Consider the following 14,718-nt stretch of genomic DNA (forward strand, 5'->3'; position numbering starts at 1 on the left):
CGGGCCGGGCGTGGAAAAGCGGCAGACGAGTCGGGCTGTACGCCGGGTTCTGTACCGGGGGCCCTCGCGGGCGTCCCGGTGACGGCCATCCATCTAGGGCCGGTGTTGCCACCGGCCTCGTGCGGTCTACCCGCGGACTCGGGCGGGCAGCCCTCGGTCGTCCGCGCAGAAACACCGGGGTGTTTCCTTTTGACCTTGCTCCGGGTGGGGTTTACCTAGCTGCCCAGGTCACCCTGGGCACTGGTGGTCTCTTACACCACCGTTTCACCCTTACCCCGCGCCGAGGCGCGAGGCGGTCTGTTTTCTGTGGCACTGTCCCGCGAGTCGCCTCGGGTGGCCGTTAGCCACCACCCTGCCCTGTGGAGCCCGGACGTTCCTCGGGAAGCCCCGTAAGGGACTCCACGCGGCCGTCCGCCCGGCTCGTCTGCCGTGCCGACCATGGTACCGGGCCGGACGGGCGGCACGGACCGGCGGCCGGGGCCCGTACGCTGGCGCGGAGGCCGAGAACGCCGAGAAGAAGGAGTCCGTCCGTGCTGGTCCTGCTGCCCCCGTCGGAGGGAAAGGCGCCCTCGGGCCGGGGTGCCCCGCTGAAGCCCGAGTCGCTGTCCCTGCCCGGTCTCGCCGCCGCCCGGCAGGCCGTGCTCACCGAACTGGTCGAGCTGTGCGCCGGGGACGAGGAGAAGGCGCGCGAGGTGCTGGGGCTGAGCGAGGGGCTGCGCGGCGAGGTCGCCAAGAACGCCGGGCTGCTCACGGCCGGCGCCCGCCCGGCGGGCGAGATCTACACCGGTGTCCTCTACGACGCCCTCGGCCTGGCCACCCTCGACCCCGCCGCCAAGCGCCGCGCGGCCCGCTCGCTGCTGGTGTTCTCCGGCCTCTGGGGCGCGATCGGCGTCACCGACCGCATCCCCTCCTACCGCTGCTCCATGGGCGTCAAGCTGCCCGGTCTCGGCGCGCTGGCCGGGCACTGGCGGGCCCCGATGGCCGAGGTGCTGCCCGAGGCGGCCGGGGACGGGCTGGTGCTGGACCTGCGCTCCGCCGCGTACGCCGCCGCCTGGAAGCCCCAGGGCGAGGTCGCGGGGCGCACCGCGACGGTACGGGTGCTGCACGCGCCCACCCGCAAGGTGGTCAGCCACTTCAACAAGGCGACCAAGGGCCGTATCGTCCGCGCGCTGCTCACCGAGGGCGTCGCGCCGAAGGACCCCGCCGAGCTGGTCGTCGCGCTGCGGGACCTCGGGTACGAGGTGGAGGCGGCGGCGCCCGAGAAGGCCGGGAAGCCGTGGGCGCTGGACGTGCTGGTGGACGAGGTTCACTGAGGCTCGCATTGCAGCATGTGCAACGTTCGTTGCGCACACTGCTTCCCCTGGGCACGATGGCGTCCATGACCTCACCCGCGCCCTCCCCCGCCTCCGTACTGGACCTCGCGCCCGTCCTCCCCGTCGTCGTCCTGGATGACGCCGCCGACGCCGTGCCGCTGGCGCGGGCGCTGGTCGCCGGGGGGCTGCCCGCGATCGAGGTCACGCTGCGTACGCCGGCCGCGCTGGACGGCATCCGGGCCATCACCGAGCAGGTGCCCGAGGCGGTGGTGGGCGCCGGGACGGTGATCACGCCGGAGCAGGTGGGCCGGTGCGTGGCGGCGGGGGCGCGGTTCCTCGTCTCCCCCGGCTGGACCGAGTCGCTGCTCGCCGCGATGCGGGAGGCCGGGGTGCCGTTCCTGCCGGGGGTGTCGACCACCTCGGAGGTGGTGGCGCTGCTGGAGCGCGGGGTGCGCGAGATGAAGTTCTTCCCGGCCGAGGCGGCGGGCGGTACGGCGTATCTGCGATCCCTCGCCGGACCGTTGCCCGACGCCCGCTTCTGTCCCACGGGCGGCATCGCGGAGGCCAGTGCGCCGGAGTATCTGGCGCTGCCCAACGTGGGCTGCGTGGGCGGCAGTTGGATGGTCCCGGCGGACGCGGTGGCCGCCGGGGACTGGGCCCGGATCGAGGAGCTGGCGCGGGGTGCGGCGGGGCTCAGGGACGCAGGTGGGACGTGTCGTTGAACAGCCGTACGCTCGCGTTGCCGTCGGCGTAGTACGCCACCGCCGACAGCGAGGCGGCCGACAGTTCCATTCGGAAGAGGGACTCGGGCGGGGCGCCCAGGGCGAGGCGCAGCAGGGTCTTAATCGGGGTGACGTGGGTGACCAGCAGGACCGTACGGCCCGCGTACTCGGCGACCAGCCGGGCGCGGGCCTCCTCGATGCGCTCGGCGGTCTCCGCGAAGCTCTCGCCGCCGCCGGTGGGGCGTACCTCCGGATCGCCGAGCCAGGCGGTCAGATCGTCCGGGTGGCGCTCGCGGACCTCCCCGAAGGTCAGCCCCTCCCAGGCGCCGAAGTCGGTCTCCCTGAGCCCGTCGTCGACGCTCACGTCCAGTCCGAGCCGGGCGGCGACGATCCCGGCGGTCTCCCGCGTACGCGCCAACGGCGAGGCGACGACCGCCTGTACGGTCCCCCGCCGCGCCAGCGCCCCCGCCACCAGCCGCGCCTGCTCCCGCCCCACCTCCGACAGCGCGGGATCACTCCCCCCACTCCCGGAGAACCGCTTCTGCGGAGTCAACGGCGTCTCCCCGTGCCGCAACAGCACAAAGGTCGCCGGCGCCCCGAGATCGGGAGCCGCACTCCAGCCGGGCGAGGAGGTGGCGGCAGAGGCGACGGTACGGGCGGCACGGGCGTCGCTCTGCGCGGCATCGGCCGACTCCACCGGCTCGGAAGCGGGCGCGGACCGCCCCTGGGCCAGAGCCGCCCGCGCGGCCGCCGCGCCTGCGCGGGCATCGCCGGGCGGACCCTCGGGGTCGACGACAACCGGTGCCCGGGGCGTCCACGTCTCGCCCCTCGCCCCCGCGTCCATCGCCTCGTTGGCCAGGCGGTCGGCGTGCTTGTTCTGCTCGCGGGGTATCCACTCGTAGGTGACGCGGCCGGGTGGGAAGACGGCGCGGGCCTGGGTGGCCAGGGGCTTCATGTCGGGGTGCTTGATCTTCCAGCGGCCCGACATCTGCTCGACGACCAGCTTGGAGTCCATGCGGACGGCGACCCGCGCCTCGGGGTCGAGGGCGTGGGCGGCGCGCAGGCCGGCGAGGAGACCCCGGTACTCGGCGACGTTGTTGGTGGCGACGCCGATGAACTCGGCGGCCTCGGCCAGGGTCTCCCCCGTGGCCGCGTCGCTCACGGCGGCCCCGTACCCCGCCGGGCCGGGGTTGCCCCGCGACCCGCCGTCGGCCTCGACCACGAACTCCCGCACGCCGAACGCTCCTTACAGACCCGACTCCGACGTGCGCACCAGGATGCGGTGGCAGTTCTCGCAGCGGACCACCGCGTCCCGCGCGGCCGCGCGGACCTCGCTCAGCTCGGTGATCGCCAGCTCCTGGCGGCAGCCCTGGCAGGTACGGGCGTACAGCTTGGCCGCGCCGATCCCGCCGCCCTGGACGCGCAGCCGGTCGTACAGCTTGAGCAGATCGGCCGGGACCGAGGCGGAGACGACCTCGCGCTCCTTGGTCACGGCGGCAGCCTCGTCGTCCAGCTCGCGGAACGCGGCGTCGCGGCGGCCGGTGGCGTCGTCGGACTTGGCCTGCACGGAGGCGACCCGTTCGGTCAGCTCGGCGACCCGCGCCTGCGCGGCCTCGCGGCGCTCCATGACCTCGAGGACGACGTCCTCCAGGTCGCCCTGGCGCTTGGCGAGGGAGGCGATCTCGTGCTGGAGGCCGGTGAGGTCCTTGGGCGAGGTGACCATGCCGGAGTCCAGGCGCTGCTGGTCACGGGTGGCGCGGCGGCGCACCTGCTCCACGTCCTGCTCGGCCTTGGTCTGCTCGCGGGCGCAGTCGCTCTCCTCGGTCTGCGCGGCCACCAGCAGGTCGCGGAGCTGGACGAGGTCCTTGCCCAGCGTCTCGATCTCGGCGTGCTCGGGGAGCGACTTCCGCTTGTGCGCGATCTGCTGGAGGCGGACGTCGAGGGCCTGGACGTCGAGGAGTCGGATCTGGTCGGCGGGCTCGGCGTTCAGTTGGGGGCTCCCATGGGGCTAGTGGTGACGGGGGACGCCGCGTGGGCGGTCCAGGGGTCGGTGACCGTCTTGGACACGTGGACCCGAAGGCCCCAGCCGTGACGGTCGGAGATCTGGTCGAGTTCGGCCGCGGCCAGCTCGCACCAGGGCCACTCGGTGGCCCAGTGGGCGGCGTCGATGAGCGCGAGCGGGCGCTCTCCGACGGACGCGGCGAACTCGGATGCCGGGTGGTGGCGCAGGTCGGCGGTGAGGAACGCGTCCACACCGGCCGCGCGGACCCGGTCGAAGAGGCTGTCGCCGGAGCCGCCGCTGACGGCGACCGTACGGACGACGGCGTCGGGGTCGCCGGCCACCCGGATGCCCTGCGCGGTGGCGGGCAGCCGCTCGGCGGCGCGCTCGGCCAGCTCGCGCACGGTCAGCGGGTGGTCCAGCTCGCAGATCCGGCCCAGCCCCCGGCGTCCGTCCGGGTCGTCCGGGTCGGGTACGAGGGGGCCGGTGACCCGCAGGTCCAGCGCGCCGGCGAGGGCGTCGGAGACTCCGGGGTCGGCCTTGTCGGCGTTGGTATGCGCGACGTGCAGGGCGATGTCGTTCTTGATCAGCGTGTGCACGACCCGGCCCTTGGGGGTGCCGGCCGCCACCGTGGTCGTCCCCCGCAGATAGAGCGGGTGGTGGGTGACGAGGAGGTCCGCGCCGAGCCGTACGGCCTCGTCGACGACCTCTTGCACCGGGTCCACGGCGAACAGGACGCGGGTGACCTCCTGGCCGGGGTCGCCCGTGACCGTGCCGACCGCGTCCCAGGGCTCGGCCCGCTCGGCGGGCCACAGGGTCTCCAGCGCGGCGATGACTTCAGACAGACGGGGCACGAGGAAAGGCTACCTGTCCGGCCAGGGGAGGCCGTACCGCGTACGGCGGCCCCGGGCCGGTACGCCCACACCCGCCCTTTCCTCAGAGGAATCGCTTCTGCGCCACCCGTATGTGTGAAGTGGTCCGGACCCGGCCCCCGCCTGTGCGTACGAAAACTAGCTTCGTCGCCGGAGGTGACCGAACCATGACGGCCTGTGCGATCGAATCCCCGTCGACCGGCGCGGAACACGAGGCGCCCACGACGCGGTACGCCATCACGGCGGACGGCGCGTACGCGGCCCGGCTGGCGCCGGCCGGGGAGAGCTGGTTCCCGGAGCGCTGGACGCTGGACGGACCGGAGCCGTACGCGGTGCCGCTGCCCGGCGGGCAGCCGGAGGAGCCGGGCACGGAGGTGCAGCCGATGGGGGACGGGCGGGTGCTGATCCACCGCCTGGTGGAGCGGCGGCACTCCTTCTCCCTGCTGTACCCGACCGGGCCCGGTACGGGTGAGCTGGCGGTCGGCGCGGTGGAGTGCGGGTCCGACACCTACGTCACGCTGTTGCCGCCCGCGCCGGGGGGCGAGCGGGCGTACGCGCTCGCGGTGTGCGAGACGTCCACGGCGGTGTGGCTGGTGGCCGGGGGCGCCGCCGGGCCGGAGCGGGTGGCCGAGGTGCCGGGGCGGTGCTCGGGCGGGGTCTGGCTGGAGCGGGCGGGGCGGATGCTGGCGCTCGACCGGGAGCTGGGGGGCCGGACCAAGACGGTCGTGGTGGACCTGGGGCGGGACGGGGAGGTGTCGCCGCTCCTCGAGATCGCGCCCGACAGCGACGACCGGCTGCTGCTGGCCGACCCCGACAGCGGGCTGGTGGTGATCTCCTCGGACGCGGCCTCGCCGGGGCAGGAACGATTGGGCTGGGGCGTGCTGGGCAGCACTCTGCCGGTCCGCTTCCCCGCCGCGCTGCGGCTGCCGGACTGCACGGTGACCCCCTTCGCCATCCAGCCGGGGCAGGTCCTGACCCCGGAGACCTGCGCGGTGGCCCTCCGGGTGGACGGCCCCCTCGGCACCTGGATCGCCACCTGGCACCCGACCGACCGCCAGGCCCGCCACCTCCCGGCCCCGCAGGGCTGGCTGGCGGGCTCCGGCGTATGGACCCCGGAGGGCGTACTGCGCCTGCCGTACTCGACTCCCCAGACCGCGTGCGGAGTAGCCGAACTGACCCCTCCGACGGCGGCCCCCGCCGAGCCTCCGAAGACGGAGGAACCGGAGGCCCCCCGCCCGGTCCCCCTGCAGAAGGCCCCGCTCGCCAAGGCGGCCGCCGAGTAGCGGCCCCGGGGCCCGCCGCCCGCCTGGACCCCGGCCCCCGGGGGTTGGTTAGACTCTCCCGGCTGCAAGACGATCATGTTGACGGGGTGAATGCTTCCGATGACCGAGACCAGCACGACGCAGCCGCTGTCCGCGCCCGCGGATTCCGGGGTCTACCAGCCGGAATCCGTCTCCGCCGAGGCGGACGGGCACGGGCGGCACCGGGGACCGGTCGCGGACCGGGACGGGGAGAGCGCCCCCAGCGGGCGCCATCGCCGCCCGGGCGGCGGGACCGCCGGGACGGCTGCCTGATCGATACGGCGAGGGGCGGGGCACGGGCCACAGGGCTCGTACCCCGCCCCTTCGTCATGTCCGGCCGTGACATTTGTACTGCCGGAGTCCGTACGTACGCCTCTGCCCGCGGCGGCGCCCCGCTCCTACCGTCGTAGGCATGACACAGACGCGAGCGGCCCGGCGCGGGCAACGGTTCTCGTTCCCTACGCTGGAACGTCGTCCCGCCGGCCGGCCGGACGCGGTGGAGCGGGAGAGGCCGAAGGACACGGACATGACGTGGTGGGCGCGGGCACGGCGGCGGCGCTCGGCGAGGTGTGCGCGGGGCGCCGACCACGCGGGGCCCCCGCCGACCGGCTTCGCGCTGCTGCCCTGGCTGCTGATGGGGCTGGGCTCGTTCTCCAACCTGCTCCAGGGCAAGGCGGAGAACCCGTGGATCGGCGGCCTGGGCCTGTTCGTGTTCAACTCGCTCTACGTCTACGTCACGTTCCGCGCCTTCCACCGCGAGAAGCGCCAGTCCCTCTCGACCCGGCTGGCCCTGCTGACGATGGGCCTGGTGACCACGGGCCTCGCGGTCGGCTACGGCGGCAACTGGCTGCTGTTCTTCCCGCTGCTCGGCCTCGCCACCGGCGCCACCCTGCGTGGCCGGCACCTCGGCCGGATCGGCCTGCTGCTCGCGGCGTACGCGGCTGTCCTCGCGGGCCTGCGCGAGGGCTGGCGGGAGGCGCCGAACATCGGGTACGCGACCTTCCTTTCCTGCATGGTCACGGCGGCGATCCTCAGCCTCTCGGAGGCGGTACGCGAACTGCGGGCCGCGCGGGAGGAGTTGGCACGGCGGGCGGTGGAGAAGGAACGGCTGCGCTTCTCCCGCGATCTGCACGACCTGCTGGGCCACACCCTCTCGGTGATCGTGGTGAAGTCGGAGGCCGCGCGGCGGCTGGCCGGGCGGGACCTGGACGCGGCGCTGGCGCAGATCGGGGACATCGAGTCGGTGGGCCGCCAGGCGCTGACCGAGATCCGCGAGGCGGTGACCGGCTACCGCGAGGGCAGCCTGTCCACCGAGCTGACCCGCGCCCGCTCGGCACTGGCGGCGGCGAGCGTGGAGCCGGTGGTACGGCAGTCGGGGGCGCCCCTGGCCCCGCAGACCGAGGCCCTGCTCGGCTGGGTGGTGCGCGAGGCCGTGACCAACGTGGTCCGGCACAGCCACGCCACCCGCTGCGAGATCACGGTGGAGAGCGCGGAGGAACGCGTCCGCCTCACCGTGACCGACAACGGCACCGGCACGCCCGTCACGACCACCGGCGGCACCGGCCTGACGGGCCTCACCGAACGCCTCTCCGCAGCAGCCGGCTCCCTGACAGCGGGCCCGGCGCCGGCGGGCGGCTTCACGGTGACGGCAGAACTCCCGGCGACCCCGTCCACAGCGGACGCGGTCCCGGTAGCCCTGGAGTCCTGACGGCCCGGCGCCCCCTCGTTACCCTGACGCCGTGCATAAGATCCGGCTTCTCCTCGCCGAGGACCAGGGCATGATGCGGGGCGCCCTGGCCCTGTTGCTGGGGATGGAGGACGACATCGAGGTGGTCGCTCAGGTGGCCGCGGGGGACGCGATCGTGGCGGCCGCCGTCGAGCACCGGCCGGATGTGGCGCTGTTGGACATCGAGTTGCCGGGGCTGAGCGGTCTTGACGCGGCCGCGTTGCTGCGGGAGCGGGTGCCGGGGTGCCGGGTGCTGATCCTGACCACGTTCGGGCGGCCGGGCTATCTGCGCCGGGCGATGGAGGCGGGGGCGGCCGGGTTCCTGGTGAAGGACGGGCCGGTGGAGGAACTGGCGCAGGCGGTGCGCCGGGTGCTGGCCGGGGAGACGGTGGTCGACCCCGTACTGGCGGCGGCCGCCCTGAGCGCCGGACCGAACCCCCTCACGGCGAGGGAGTGCGAGGTGCTGACCGCCTCGGTCGACGGCGCGACGGTCGCCGACATCGCCGCCCGGCTGCACCTCTCGGAGTCCACCGTCCGCAACTACCTCTCCTCGGCGATCGGCAAGACCGGCACCCGTAACAGGGCCGAGGCCGTACGGGAGGCCCGGCAGCGCGGCTGGCTGTGACCAGGAACAGAGACAAGCACTGACACCCGGTCAGAAACCCATCTCTCGGTCAAGGATTCATTAGCGTCCCGAAGCAACGGAATAGTTTCCCGTGCATACGAGGTTCACCCTGCACGTATTCACGCGGGAGGACCCCATTTCCATGACCCACACCACGCCCGACCACGCCGGCCGGAAGGCGGGCGGGGCCGTAGTCCCGGTGCTCGCCTTCGCGGGCATCGTGGTCGCGGTGATGCAGACCCTGCTCGTGCCGGTCATCAAGGACCTGCCGCAACTGCTCGGCACCGCGCCGAGCAACGCGACCTGGGTCCTCACCTCCACCCTGCTCTCCGGCGCCGTCTCCACCCCGATCATGGGCCGCCTCGGCGACCTGTACGGCAAGCGCCGGATGCTGATCCTCAGCCTGTCCGTGATGGTGGCCGGCGCGCTGGTCAGCGCGGTCACCAGCCAGTTGCTCCTGATGATCGTGGGCCGCACCCTCCAGGGCTTCGCCATGGGCGCGATCCCGCTGGGCATCGGTCTGATGCGCGACATGCTCCCGCGTGAGCGGCTCGCCTCCGCGATGGCGCTGATGAGCTCCTCGATCGGCGTCGGCGGCGGACTCGCGCTGCCCGCCGCCGCCCTGGTCGCCCAGCACACCGACTGGCACGCCCTGTTCTACGGCGCCGCGGGCGTGGGCGTACTCGCCATCGGCCTGACCCTGCTGGCCGTCCCCGAGTCCCCGGCCCGCGCCAAGGGCTCCTTCGACTACCCCGGCGCCGCCGGCCTCTCCGCCGGTCTGGTGCTGCTCCTGCTGCCCATCACCAAGGGCAGCGACTGGGGCTGGTCCTCCGGCACCACGCTGGGCCTCTTCGGCGCCGCGCTCGCCGTCCTGCTGCTGTGGGGCGTGTACGAGCTGCGCATACCGGCCCCGCTGGTCGACCTGCGCACCACCGCCCGCCGCGAGGTACTGCTCACCAACCTCGCCTCGATCATGGTCGGCGTCAGCTTCTACGTCGTCTCGCTGGTCCTCCCCCAGTTGCTCCAGCTCCCCACCGCCACCGGCTACGGCCTGGGCCAGTCGATGGTGGTCGCCGGTCTGTGCGTGGCCCCGCTGGGCCTGACGATGATGTTCACCGCCCCGGTCTACGCCCGCCTCTCGGCCCGCTACGGACCCCGGACGACCCTGATCATCGGCCTGCTGGTCATCGCGGTGGGCTACGCGGGCGGCCTCGGCCTGATGCACGCCGCCTGGCAGACGATCATCACCTCGGTGGTCCTCGGCGCCGGCATCGGCCTGGCGTACTCCTCGCTGCCCGCGCTGATCGTGGGCGCGGTCCCGGCCTCCGAGACGGGTGCCGCCAACGGTCTCAACACCCTGATGCGCTCCATCGGCACCTCGGTCTCCAGCGCCGTCATCGGCATGGTGCTGGCCAACACCGCGCACGACCTGGGCGGCGGGGTCGCGGTGCCGACGATGCACGGGTTCCGGGTGTCGTTCCTGATCGCCACGGCCGCCGTGCTGGTGGGCCTGGCGCTCGCGGTGTTCCTGCCGCGCACCCCGCGTCCGGCCGCGCAGCACACCCAGTTGCGGGCCAGCAGCGAGGAGGACGCGGTGCTGGAGCGTGCCGAGGAGGTGCTGCGCGGCTTCCGTGGCCGGGTGCTGGACGCCTCCGGCGCCCCGGTGGCCCGCGCCAAGGTGACGCTGATCGACCGCCGGGGCCGCCAGGCCGGCTCCACCCTCTCCGGCCACGACGGCGGTTACGCCCTCCCGGTGCCGTCCGAGGGCCCGTACGTCCTGGCCGCCCGCGCCGCCGGACACGGCCCGCTGGCCTCGGCGGCGACGCACGCCGGGGACGAGCGCCCGGTCGAGCTGGACCTGCCGCTGCCGGGCGAGACCGTCACGGCGTAACCCGTACAACTCCCCCACCACCGCACCCCCCACCCGGCTCCGGGCGGGGGGTGCGGCAGCATGAGGCGCCGAGAAGGACGTACGACGAGAGGAACCCCCATGCCCGCGGCACCCAAGCCGGAGATCCTGGCCGCTTTCGAGGCCGCGAAGGGGTTCATGCCCGTGGACGAGGGGCTGGCGCTGTACGCGGCGGCGGTGGAGGCCGGGCGGCTGGGGCTGCCGCTGCTGGAGGTCGGCACCTACTGCGGGCGCTCCACCGTGCTGCTCGCGGACGCGGCCCGCGAGGCGGGGGTCACCGCGCTCACCGTCGACCACCACCGGGGCAGCGAGGAGCAGCAGCCGGGCTGGGACTACCACGACCCGGAGACCGTCGACCCCGAGGTCGGCCTGATGGACACGCTGCCCGCCTTCCGCCGCACCCTGCACCGGGCGGGCCTGGAGGACCATGTGATCGCGCTGGTCGGCCGCTCCCCGCAGGTCGCGAAGGTGTGGAACTCCCCCGTGGCGCTGGTGTTCGTCGACGGCGGCCACACCGACGAGCACGCGAACGCCGACTACGAGGGCTGGGCCCCGCACCTCGCCCCCGGCGGCCTGCTGGTCATCCACGACGTGTTCCCGGAGCCGGAGGACGAGTTCACCGGCCAGGCGCCCTACCGGGTGTACCTGCGCGCGCTGGCGTCGGGCGCCTTCGCCGAGGTCTCCGCGACGGGCTCGCTGCGGGTGCTGAAGCGCACCGGGGACGGTATCTGACGTACCGTCAGAGGTGCGCGGGCCGGGCCGGTCGGGTCCGTTAGGGTGGCTGCGTGTCGTACGAAGGCCCGGAAGACGAAGCCCCCCAGCCGCGCTCCCGGCGCGCGCTGACCCTCACGTTCGCCGCGCTGGTGCCGGTCGCCCTGCTCGGCTGGCTGGGCTGGTCGGCGCTCGGCGACGAGCCGGACCGCCCGGCGAGCGCCGCGAGCCCGTCGGCGTCCGCGGCGCCGGGCGGCACGAGCAGTCCCTCGCCGAGTGCGGGTTCCCTCGCCGGGAAGGTCGTGGTCATCGACCCCGGCCACAACACGGGCAACTTCCAGCACACCGCCGAGATCAACAAGCAGGTCGATGTCGGCAACGGCAAGAAGGAGTGCGACACCACCGGCACCGCCACCAATGCCGGTTATCCGGAGGCCAAGTTCACGCTCGACCTCGCCCACCGGCTGCGGGCGCTGCTGGAGAAGCAGGGCGCCACGGTGAAGCTGACGCATGACGGCGACCGCAAGTGGGGGCCGTGCGTGGACGAGCGGGCCCGGATCGGCAACACCGCCCACGCGGACGCGGCGATCTCGCTGCACGCGGACGGCTCGGCCGAGGGCAACCGGGGCTTCCATGTGATCATGCCGGGCGCGGTGCACGCGGGCGGCGCGGACACCCGGCCCATCGTCGCCCCCTCCAAGAAGCTGGGCGCGCGGGTCGCGAGCGGCTACCGCCACGCCACCGGTGAGCCCTTCTCCAATTACCTGGGCGACGGCACCGGGATGGTCACGCGCACGGACCTCGGCGGTCTCAATCTGTCAACGGTTCCGAAGGTGTTCATCGAGTGCGGGAACATGCGGGACAAGTCCGATGTGGCCCTGCTGACCAGCGGTCCCTGGCGGCAGAAGGCCGCTCAGGGGATCTCTGAGGGAATCGTGAGTTTCCTGCACGAGTCGTGACCGCAGGGCGAAACCGTCCGCACACCGGATCACGCGGACGGTACTGTCTACGGACGACGAGACGACCTACGAAGGACCTGATGAAGTGAATATCCGATCCCTCACCAGAGGCGACGGCGTGGTGATCGGAGCGGCGCTGCTGCTGCTCATCGCGTCGTTCTTCGACAACTTTTCGTACGACGACCTTGCCGGCGACGTCGACATGCCGAACCTCTGGGAGAGCGGCCCGGTCCTGCTCAGCGTCGTCCTGGCAGGTCTGATCGCCGCCGGGCTCGTCGTCGCCGCCCGCGCGCTGCCCCAGCCCCGCAAGGTCGCCGGTCTTGAACTCGGCGCCTTCGGCGTGGCGTTCGCGGTGTTCGCCGCGTGGAGCGCGCTGGGCAATGTGATCGACCCGGTCGGCGGCCTGGACAACATCGCCGCCGGCTCCAAGTCGCCGAGCGCGGGCACCGGTCTGATCCTGGCGCTGGTCGCCACGCTGATCCTGGCGGGCGCCGCCGTCGCCACCCCGCTGGTCCCGGCGCTACAGGCCCCGCTCATCCCGGCGCCCAAACCCGCCGCCCCGCAGCCCTACGGCGCGCAGCCGCCCCAGGGTTACGGCTACCCCGGTGCCCCGGCCGCGTCCTTCGGCGGCGGCCAGCCGCAGCAGGCCCAGGCGTTCGGCCAGGGTGCCCCGCAGGGCGCTCCGGCGCCCCAGCAGCAGGCGCCCGCCGCGGACTTCTCGCCGTTCTGGTTCGCCGTGCCGGTGACCCGTCCGCTGTTCGCGGAGGACGGCTCGCCCAGCCCGGTCGCCGAACTGGCCCCCGGTACCTGGTACCTGGCGGTCGAGCAGCGCGGTGCCGCGCTGCTCGCGCAGACCCAGGACGGCCGCCGTGGCGTCCTCCAGGACACCTCGGGCATCCAGCGCGGCTGAGCCCCGAAGCTGTCACCTGCGGCCCCTCGCCCTTACCGGGCGGGGGGCCGCAGTCGTGTCAGCCCTTGGAGAGGTCCGAGGAGGAGGGCACCTGGTCCTTGACCGGTGCGCCCGCGCTCGCGCCCGCGCTCTTCACCTTGTTGATGGTGTCCTCGAAGGCGCCCATCGCGTCGGTGTCGCCGCCGCGCAGCTTGGACGGCAGGTTCTTCAGGCTCTCGATGCCCGCGGTGAGCGGGGCCAGCGCCTTGGTCAGGGTGGGGTCGCCCTGGGCGTTCTTCTGGGCGGCCTTGAGCCGGTTGTAGGCGAAGGCACCGGCGAGGCCGGCCTTGACGAGGGCCACCTTGCGGCCGTCGGCGCCCTTCTTGAAGGTGCCGGCCCGCCAGGGCTTCACGATCCACTGGTACGTCGCCCCGGCCGCGAGGCCCGCGTTGGCGACGAACCGGGTCTTGGCGAGCTTCTGGTGTTCGGCGGAGGTACTGGGGCTCGGGGAGGCCGCGGCGGGGGTCTTGGTGCTGGTCTTGTCGTCCCTGCCGCAGGCGGCGGTACCGGCCAGCAGGGCGCAGCACAGGATGAGCGCCACCCAGGTGCGGCGCAGCGGAACGGGCACGCGGTCCTCCGGACGTGATTCCCCGAGCGGGTGTCTCTGGTCCGAAGCCTCGCCCGCCCTCCCGGCCGCCGCCAGCCGGGAGGCCCGTACGGGTCGTCGGGCCCGGTATTACGGGCCTGTGGCCGGTTTCAGCGGGCGTCCGGCGGCAATTCGAACACCATGTCTCGATACCACTCAGGCACCAACCAGGCCGGCCGTGTCATCGCCGTCGTAGCGGACGTGATGGCCCTCATCCTCGGTCTGTGGATCTTGATGTACCTGTTGGACGCGAACCGGGGCAACACCCTGGTCGAGTTCGTCCATGACACGGCCTCCTGGCTGGCCGGCTGGTCCCACGACCTCTTCACCTTCGACGAGGCATGGGCCCGCGTCGTCGCCGGCTACGGCTTGGCCGCCGTGGTCTACCTCTTCATCGGCCACGCCATCGCCGGCCGCATGCACCGCTGACGCCGGCGCACGAACCGGGGGGCGAGTGACGCCCGCTCACCCCCCGGCCGTTACGGCTCTGCCGCCGTGTCAGCCGCCTCGCGTGGTGGCCGACTGCAACACCGTGCATCGGGAGCTCCACGACGGCAGGTCGTGCCGGACCTGGTCGAGTTCGTTCCCCGGGTAGGCCGGTGGCGCCGGGGAGAGCCCGGGGACGTCCAGGACGTAGAAGTCGGCGCGCTCTCCGCTCACCGAGTGCTCCCCGTCGGGGAAGAACTCCAGCTCCAGCCGGAACCCGCCGTCGGCGCCGGTGGCAACCCGGCTGGACATCACGGAGAACGCCATCAGCTTCTGCTCCTGCGGCGATCCGCTCTACTGGAACGACTTCAGCCCGTGGACCACGAGCAGAGCGGCGTTCCCGTCCGGGAACCACTCCGCCGTGCGCGTGTCGAAGAGCAGCGCCGCACGGTTCGCGGTCGGACAGACGCGGGCGTCCAGGAGCTGCGCGTCGAACAGGGCGTCCGGCTCCCTCAACGGGTCCCGGTCGGCGGGCTGCGGAGCCTCGCGGTGCTCCTCGGACGTGAAGAGGTCTTCTATACGGAGCATCGGATCTCAGGACGACGGTGGGGGCCGGACGG

The 14,718-nt window shown here is 73.4% G+C and carries 17 protein-coding genes and 1 other RNA gene; 11 read left to right on the top strand and 7 right to left on the bottom strand.

The genetic code is table 11. The annotated features are described in order from the left end of the window. Positions 1 to 22: 22 nt before the first annotated feature. An RNA gene (gene rnpB / locus E5083_RS12465) (RNase P RNA component class A) lies at positions 23 to 423 on the bottom strand. A gap of 107 nt (positions 424 to 530) precedes the next feature. Between rnpB and yaaA the strand changes: the two genes are divergently transcribed. Both yaaA and E5083_RS12475 read left to right on the top strand, forming a co-directional pair. After that, positions 531 to 1,313 carry a peroxide stress protein YaaA gene (gene yaaA / locus E5083_RS12470; protein ID WP_135785708.1) on the top strand — a complete coding sequence of 261 codons (783 nt, stop codon included), beginning with the start codon at positions 531 to 533 and terminating at the stop codon, positions 1,311 to 1,313. Between the two features lie 65 nt (positions 1,314 to 1,378). Then, positions 1,379 to 2,035, top strand: coding sequence for a bifunctional 4-hydroxy-2-oxoglutarate aldolase/2-dehydro-3-deoxy-phosphogluconate aldolase (locus tag E5083_RS12475; RefSeq protein ID WP_135785709.1), 657 nt, complete (start codon positions 1,379 to 1,381; stop codon positions 2,033 to 2,035). On the opposite strand, the gene E5083_RS12480 is transcribed toward E5083_RS12475, so the two are convergent. From E5083_RS12480 to E5083_RS12490, 3 genes are read right to left on the bottom strand one after another with little or no spacing between them, the layout of a single operon-like run. Then, complete coding sequence (locus E5083_RS12480) at positions 2,007 to 3,269, bottom strand: bifunctional RNase H/acid phosphatase (RefSeq protein ID WP_135785710.1); 1,263 nt, start codon at positions 3,267 to 3,269, stop codon at positions 2,007 to 2,009. The two genes, E5083_RS12475 and E5083_RS12480, sit on opposite strands and share 29 nt — an antisense overlap. Before the next feature lie 12 nt (positions 3,270 to 3,281). Further along, on the bottom strand, positions 3,282 to 4,025 hold the full coding sequence (locus tag E5083_RS12485) for a zinc ribbon domain-containing protein (protein ID WP_135785711.1): 744 nt from the start codon (positions 4,023 to 4,025) through the stop codon (positions 3,282 to 3,284). Further along, entirely contained in the window at positions 4,022 to 4,888 is an 867-nt protein-coding gene (locus tag E5083_RS12490; protein ID WP_135785712.1) for a Nif3-like dinuclear metal center hexameric protein, read from the bottom strand. Before E5083_RS12490 ends, E5083_RS12485 begins: the two co-directional genes overlap by 4 nt. Positions 4,889 to 5,073: 185 nt before the next feature. Here E5083_RS12490 and E5083_RS12495 point away from each other — a divergent pair, with 185 nt between their 5' ends. The 8 genes from E5083_RS12495 (at position 5,074) to E5083_RS12530 (ending at position 13,047) form a co-directional block, all read left to right on the top strand. Next, a complete protein-coding gene (locus tag E5083_RS12495) occupies positions 5,074 to 6,189 on the top strand; it encodes a hypothetical protein (protein ID WP_135785713.1) in 1,116 nt (371 codons plus the stop codon). A gap of 99 nt (positions 6,190 to 6,288) precedes the next feature. Then, complete coding sequence (locus E5083_RS12500; protein WP_135785714.1) at positions 6,289 to 6,480, top strand: hypothetical protein; 192 nt, start codon at positions 6,289 to 6,291, stop codon at positions 6,478 to 6,480. 253 nt (positions 6,481 to 6,733) lie between these two features. Beyond that, positions 6,734 to 7,915, top strand: a complete 1,182-nt coding sequence (locus E5083_RS12505; RefSeq protein ID WP_135785988.1) for a sensor histidine kinase — start codon at positions 6,734 to 6,736, stop codon at positions 7,913 to 7,915. 31 nt (positions 7,916 to 7,946) lie between these two features. Further along, on the top strand, positions 7,947 to 8,558 hold the full coding sequence (locus tag E5083_RS12510; RefSeq protein ID WP_135785715.1) for a response regulator transcription factor: 612 nt from the start codon (positions 7,947 to 7,949) through the stop codon (positions 8,556 to 8,558). A gap of 142 nt (positions 8,559 to 8,700) precedes the next feature. Then, complete coding sequence (locus E5083_RS12515) at positions 8,701 to 10,449, top strand: MFS transporter (RefSeq protein ID WP_135785716.1); 1,749 nt, start codon at positions 8,701 to 8,703, stop codon at positions 10,447 to 10,449. Positions 10,450 to 10,548: 99 nt separating this feature from the next. Then, positions 10,549 to 11,199, top strand: coding sequence for a class I SAM-dependent methyltransferase (locus E5083_RS12520; protein ID WP_135785717.1), 651 nt, complete (start codon positions 10,549 to 10,551; stop codon positions 11,197 to 11,199). A 53-nt stretch (positions 11,200 to 11,252) separates the two neighbouring features. Beyond that, positions 11,253 to 12,137: an N-acetylmuramoyl-L-alanine amidase gene (locus E5083_RS12525; protein ID WP_135785718.1), complete on the top strand. Its 885-nt coding sequence runs from the start codon at positions 11,253 to 11,255 to the stop codon at positions 12,135 to 12,137. Positions 12,138 to 12,222: 85 nt separating this feature from the next. Beyond that, positions 12,223 to 13,047, top strand: a complete 825-nt coding sequence (locus tag E5083_RS12530; protein ID WP_135785719.1) for a DUF5336 domain-containing protein — start codon at positions 12,223 to 12,225, stop codon at positions 13,045 to 13,047. 58 nt (positions 13,048 to 13,105) lie between these two features. On the opposite strand, the gene E5083_RS12535 is transcribed toward E5083_RS12530, so the two are convergent. After that, a complete protein-coding gene (locus tag E5083_RS12535) occupies positions 13,106 to 13,654 on the bottom strand; it encodes a hypothetical protein (protein WP_135785720.1) in 549 nt (182 codons plus the stop codon). Between the two features lie 159 nt (positions 13,655 to 13,813). Here E5083_RS12535 and E5083_RS12540 point away from each other — a divergent pair, with 159 nt between their 5' ends. Then, positions 13,814 to 14,101: a hypothetical protein gene (locus E5083_RS12540; protein ID WP_086695702.1), complete on the top strand. Its 288-nt coding sequence runs from the start codon at positions 13,814 to 13,816 to the stop codon at positions 14,099 to 14,101. Between the two features lie 69 nt (positions 14,102 to 14,170). On the opposite strand, the gene E5083_RS12545 is transcribed toward E5083_RS12540, so the two are convergent. Both E5083_RS12545 and E5083_RS12550 read right to left on the bottom strand, forming a co-directional pair. After that, on the bottom strand, positions 14,171 to 14,425 hold the full coding sequence (locus tag E5083_RS12545; protein ID WP_135785721.1) for a hypothetical protein: 255 nt from the start codon (positions 14,423 to 14,425) through the stop codon (positions 14,171 to 14,173). Positions 14,426 to 14,452: 27 nt separating this feature from the next. Continuing rightward, positions 14,453 to 14,686 (bottom strand): hypothetical protein, encoded by a 234-nt coding sequence (locus E5083_RS12550; RefSeq protein ID WP_135785722.1) that lies wholly within the window; start codon positions 14,684 to 14,686, stop codon positions 14,453 to 14,455. Positions 14,687 to 14,718 lie beyond the last annotated feature (32 nt).

Origin of the sequence: Streptomyces bauhiniae (assembly GCF_004784475.1) — a bacterium.
GTDB classification, from domain to species: domain Bacteria; phylum Actinomycetota; class Actinomycetes; order Streptomycetales; family Streptomycetaceae; genus Streptomyces; species Streptomyces seoulensis.

Excerpts from the sequence above, each read along its gene's own strand:
- E5083_RS12475 (WP_135785709.1), top strand. The coding sequence starts at position 1,379 with ATGACCTCACCCGCGCCCTCCCCCGCCTCCGTACTGGACCTCGCGCCC.
- E5083_RS12495 (WP_135785713.1), top strand. The coding sequence starts at position 5,074 with ATGACGGCCTGTGCGATCGAATCCCCGTCGACCGGCGCGGAACACGAG.
- E5083_RS12500 (WP_135785714.1), top strand. The coding sequence starts at position 6,289 with ATGACCGAGACCAGCACGACGCAGCCGCTGTCCGCGCCCGCGGATTCC.
- E5083_RS12505 (WP_135785988.1), top strand. The coding sequence starts at position 6,734 with ATGACGTGGTGGGCGCGGGCACGGCGGCGGCGCTCGGCGAGGTGTGCG.
- E5083_RS12515 (WP_135785716.1), top strand. The coding sequence starts at position 8,701 with ATGACCCACACCACGCCCGACCACGCCGGCCGGAAGGCGGGCGGGGCC.
- E5083_RS12520 (WP_135785717.1), top strand. The coding sequence starts at position 10,549 with ATGCCCGCGGCACCCAAGCCGGAGATCCTGGCCGCTTTCGAGGCCGCG.
- E5083_RS12540 (WP_086695702.1), top strand. The coding sequence starts at position 13,814 with ATGTCTCGATACCACTCAGGCACCAACCAGGCCGGCCGTGTCATCGCC.
- E5083_RS12545 (WP_135785721.1), bottom strand. The coding sequence starts at position 14,425 with ATGGCGTTCTCCGTGATGTCCAGCCGGGTTGCCACCGGCGCCGACGGC.
- E5083_RS12550 (WP_135785722.1), bottom strand. The coding sequence starts at position 14,686 with ATGCTCCGTATAGAAGACCTCTTCACGTCCGAGGAGCACCGCGAGGCT.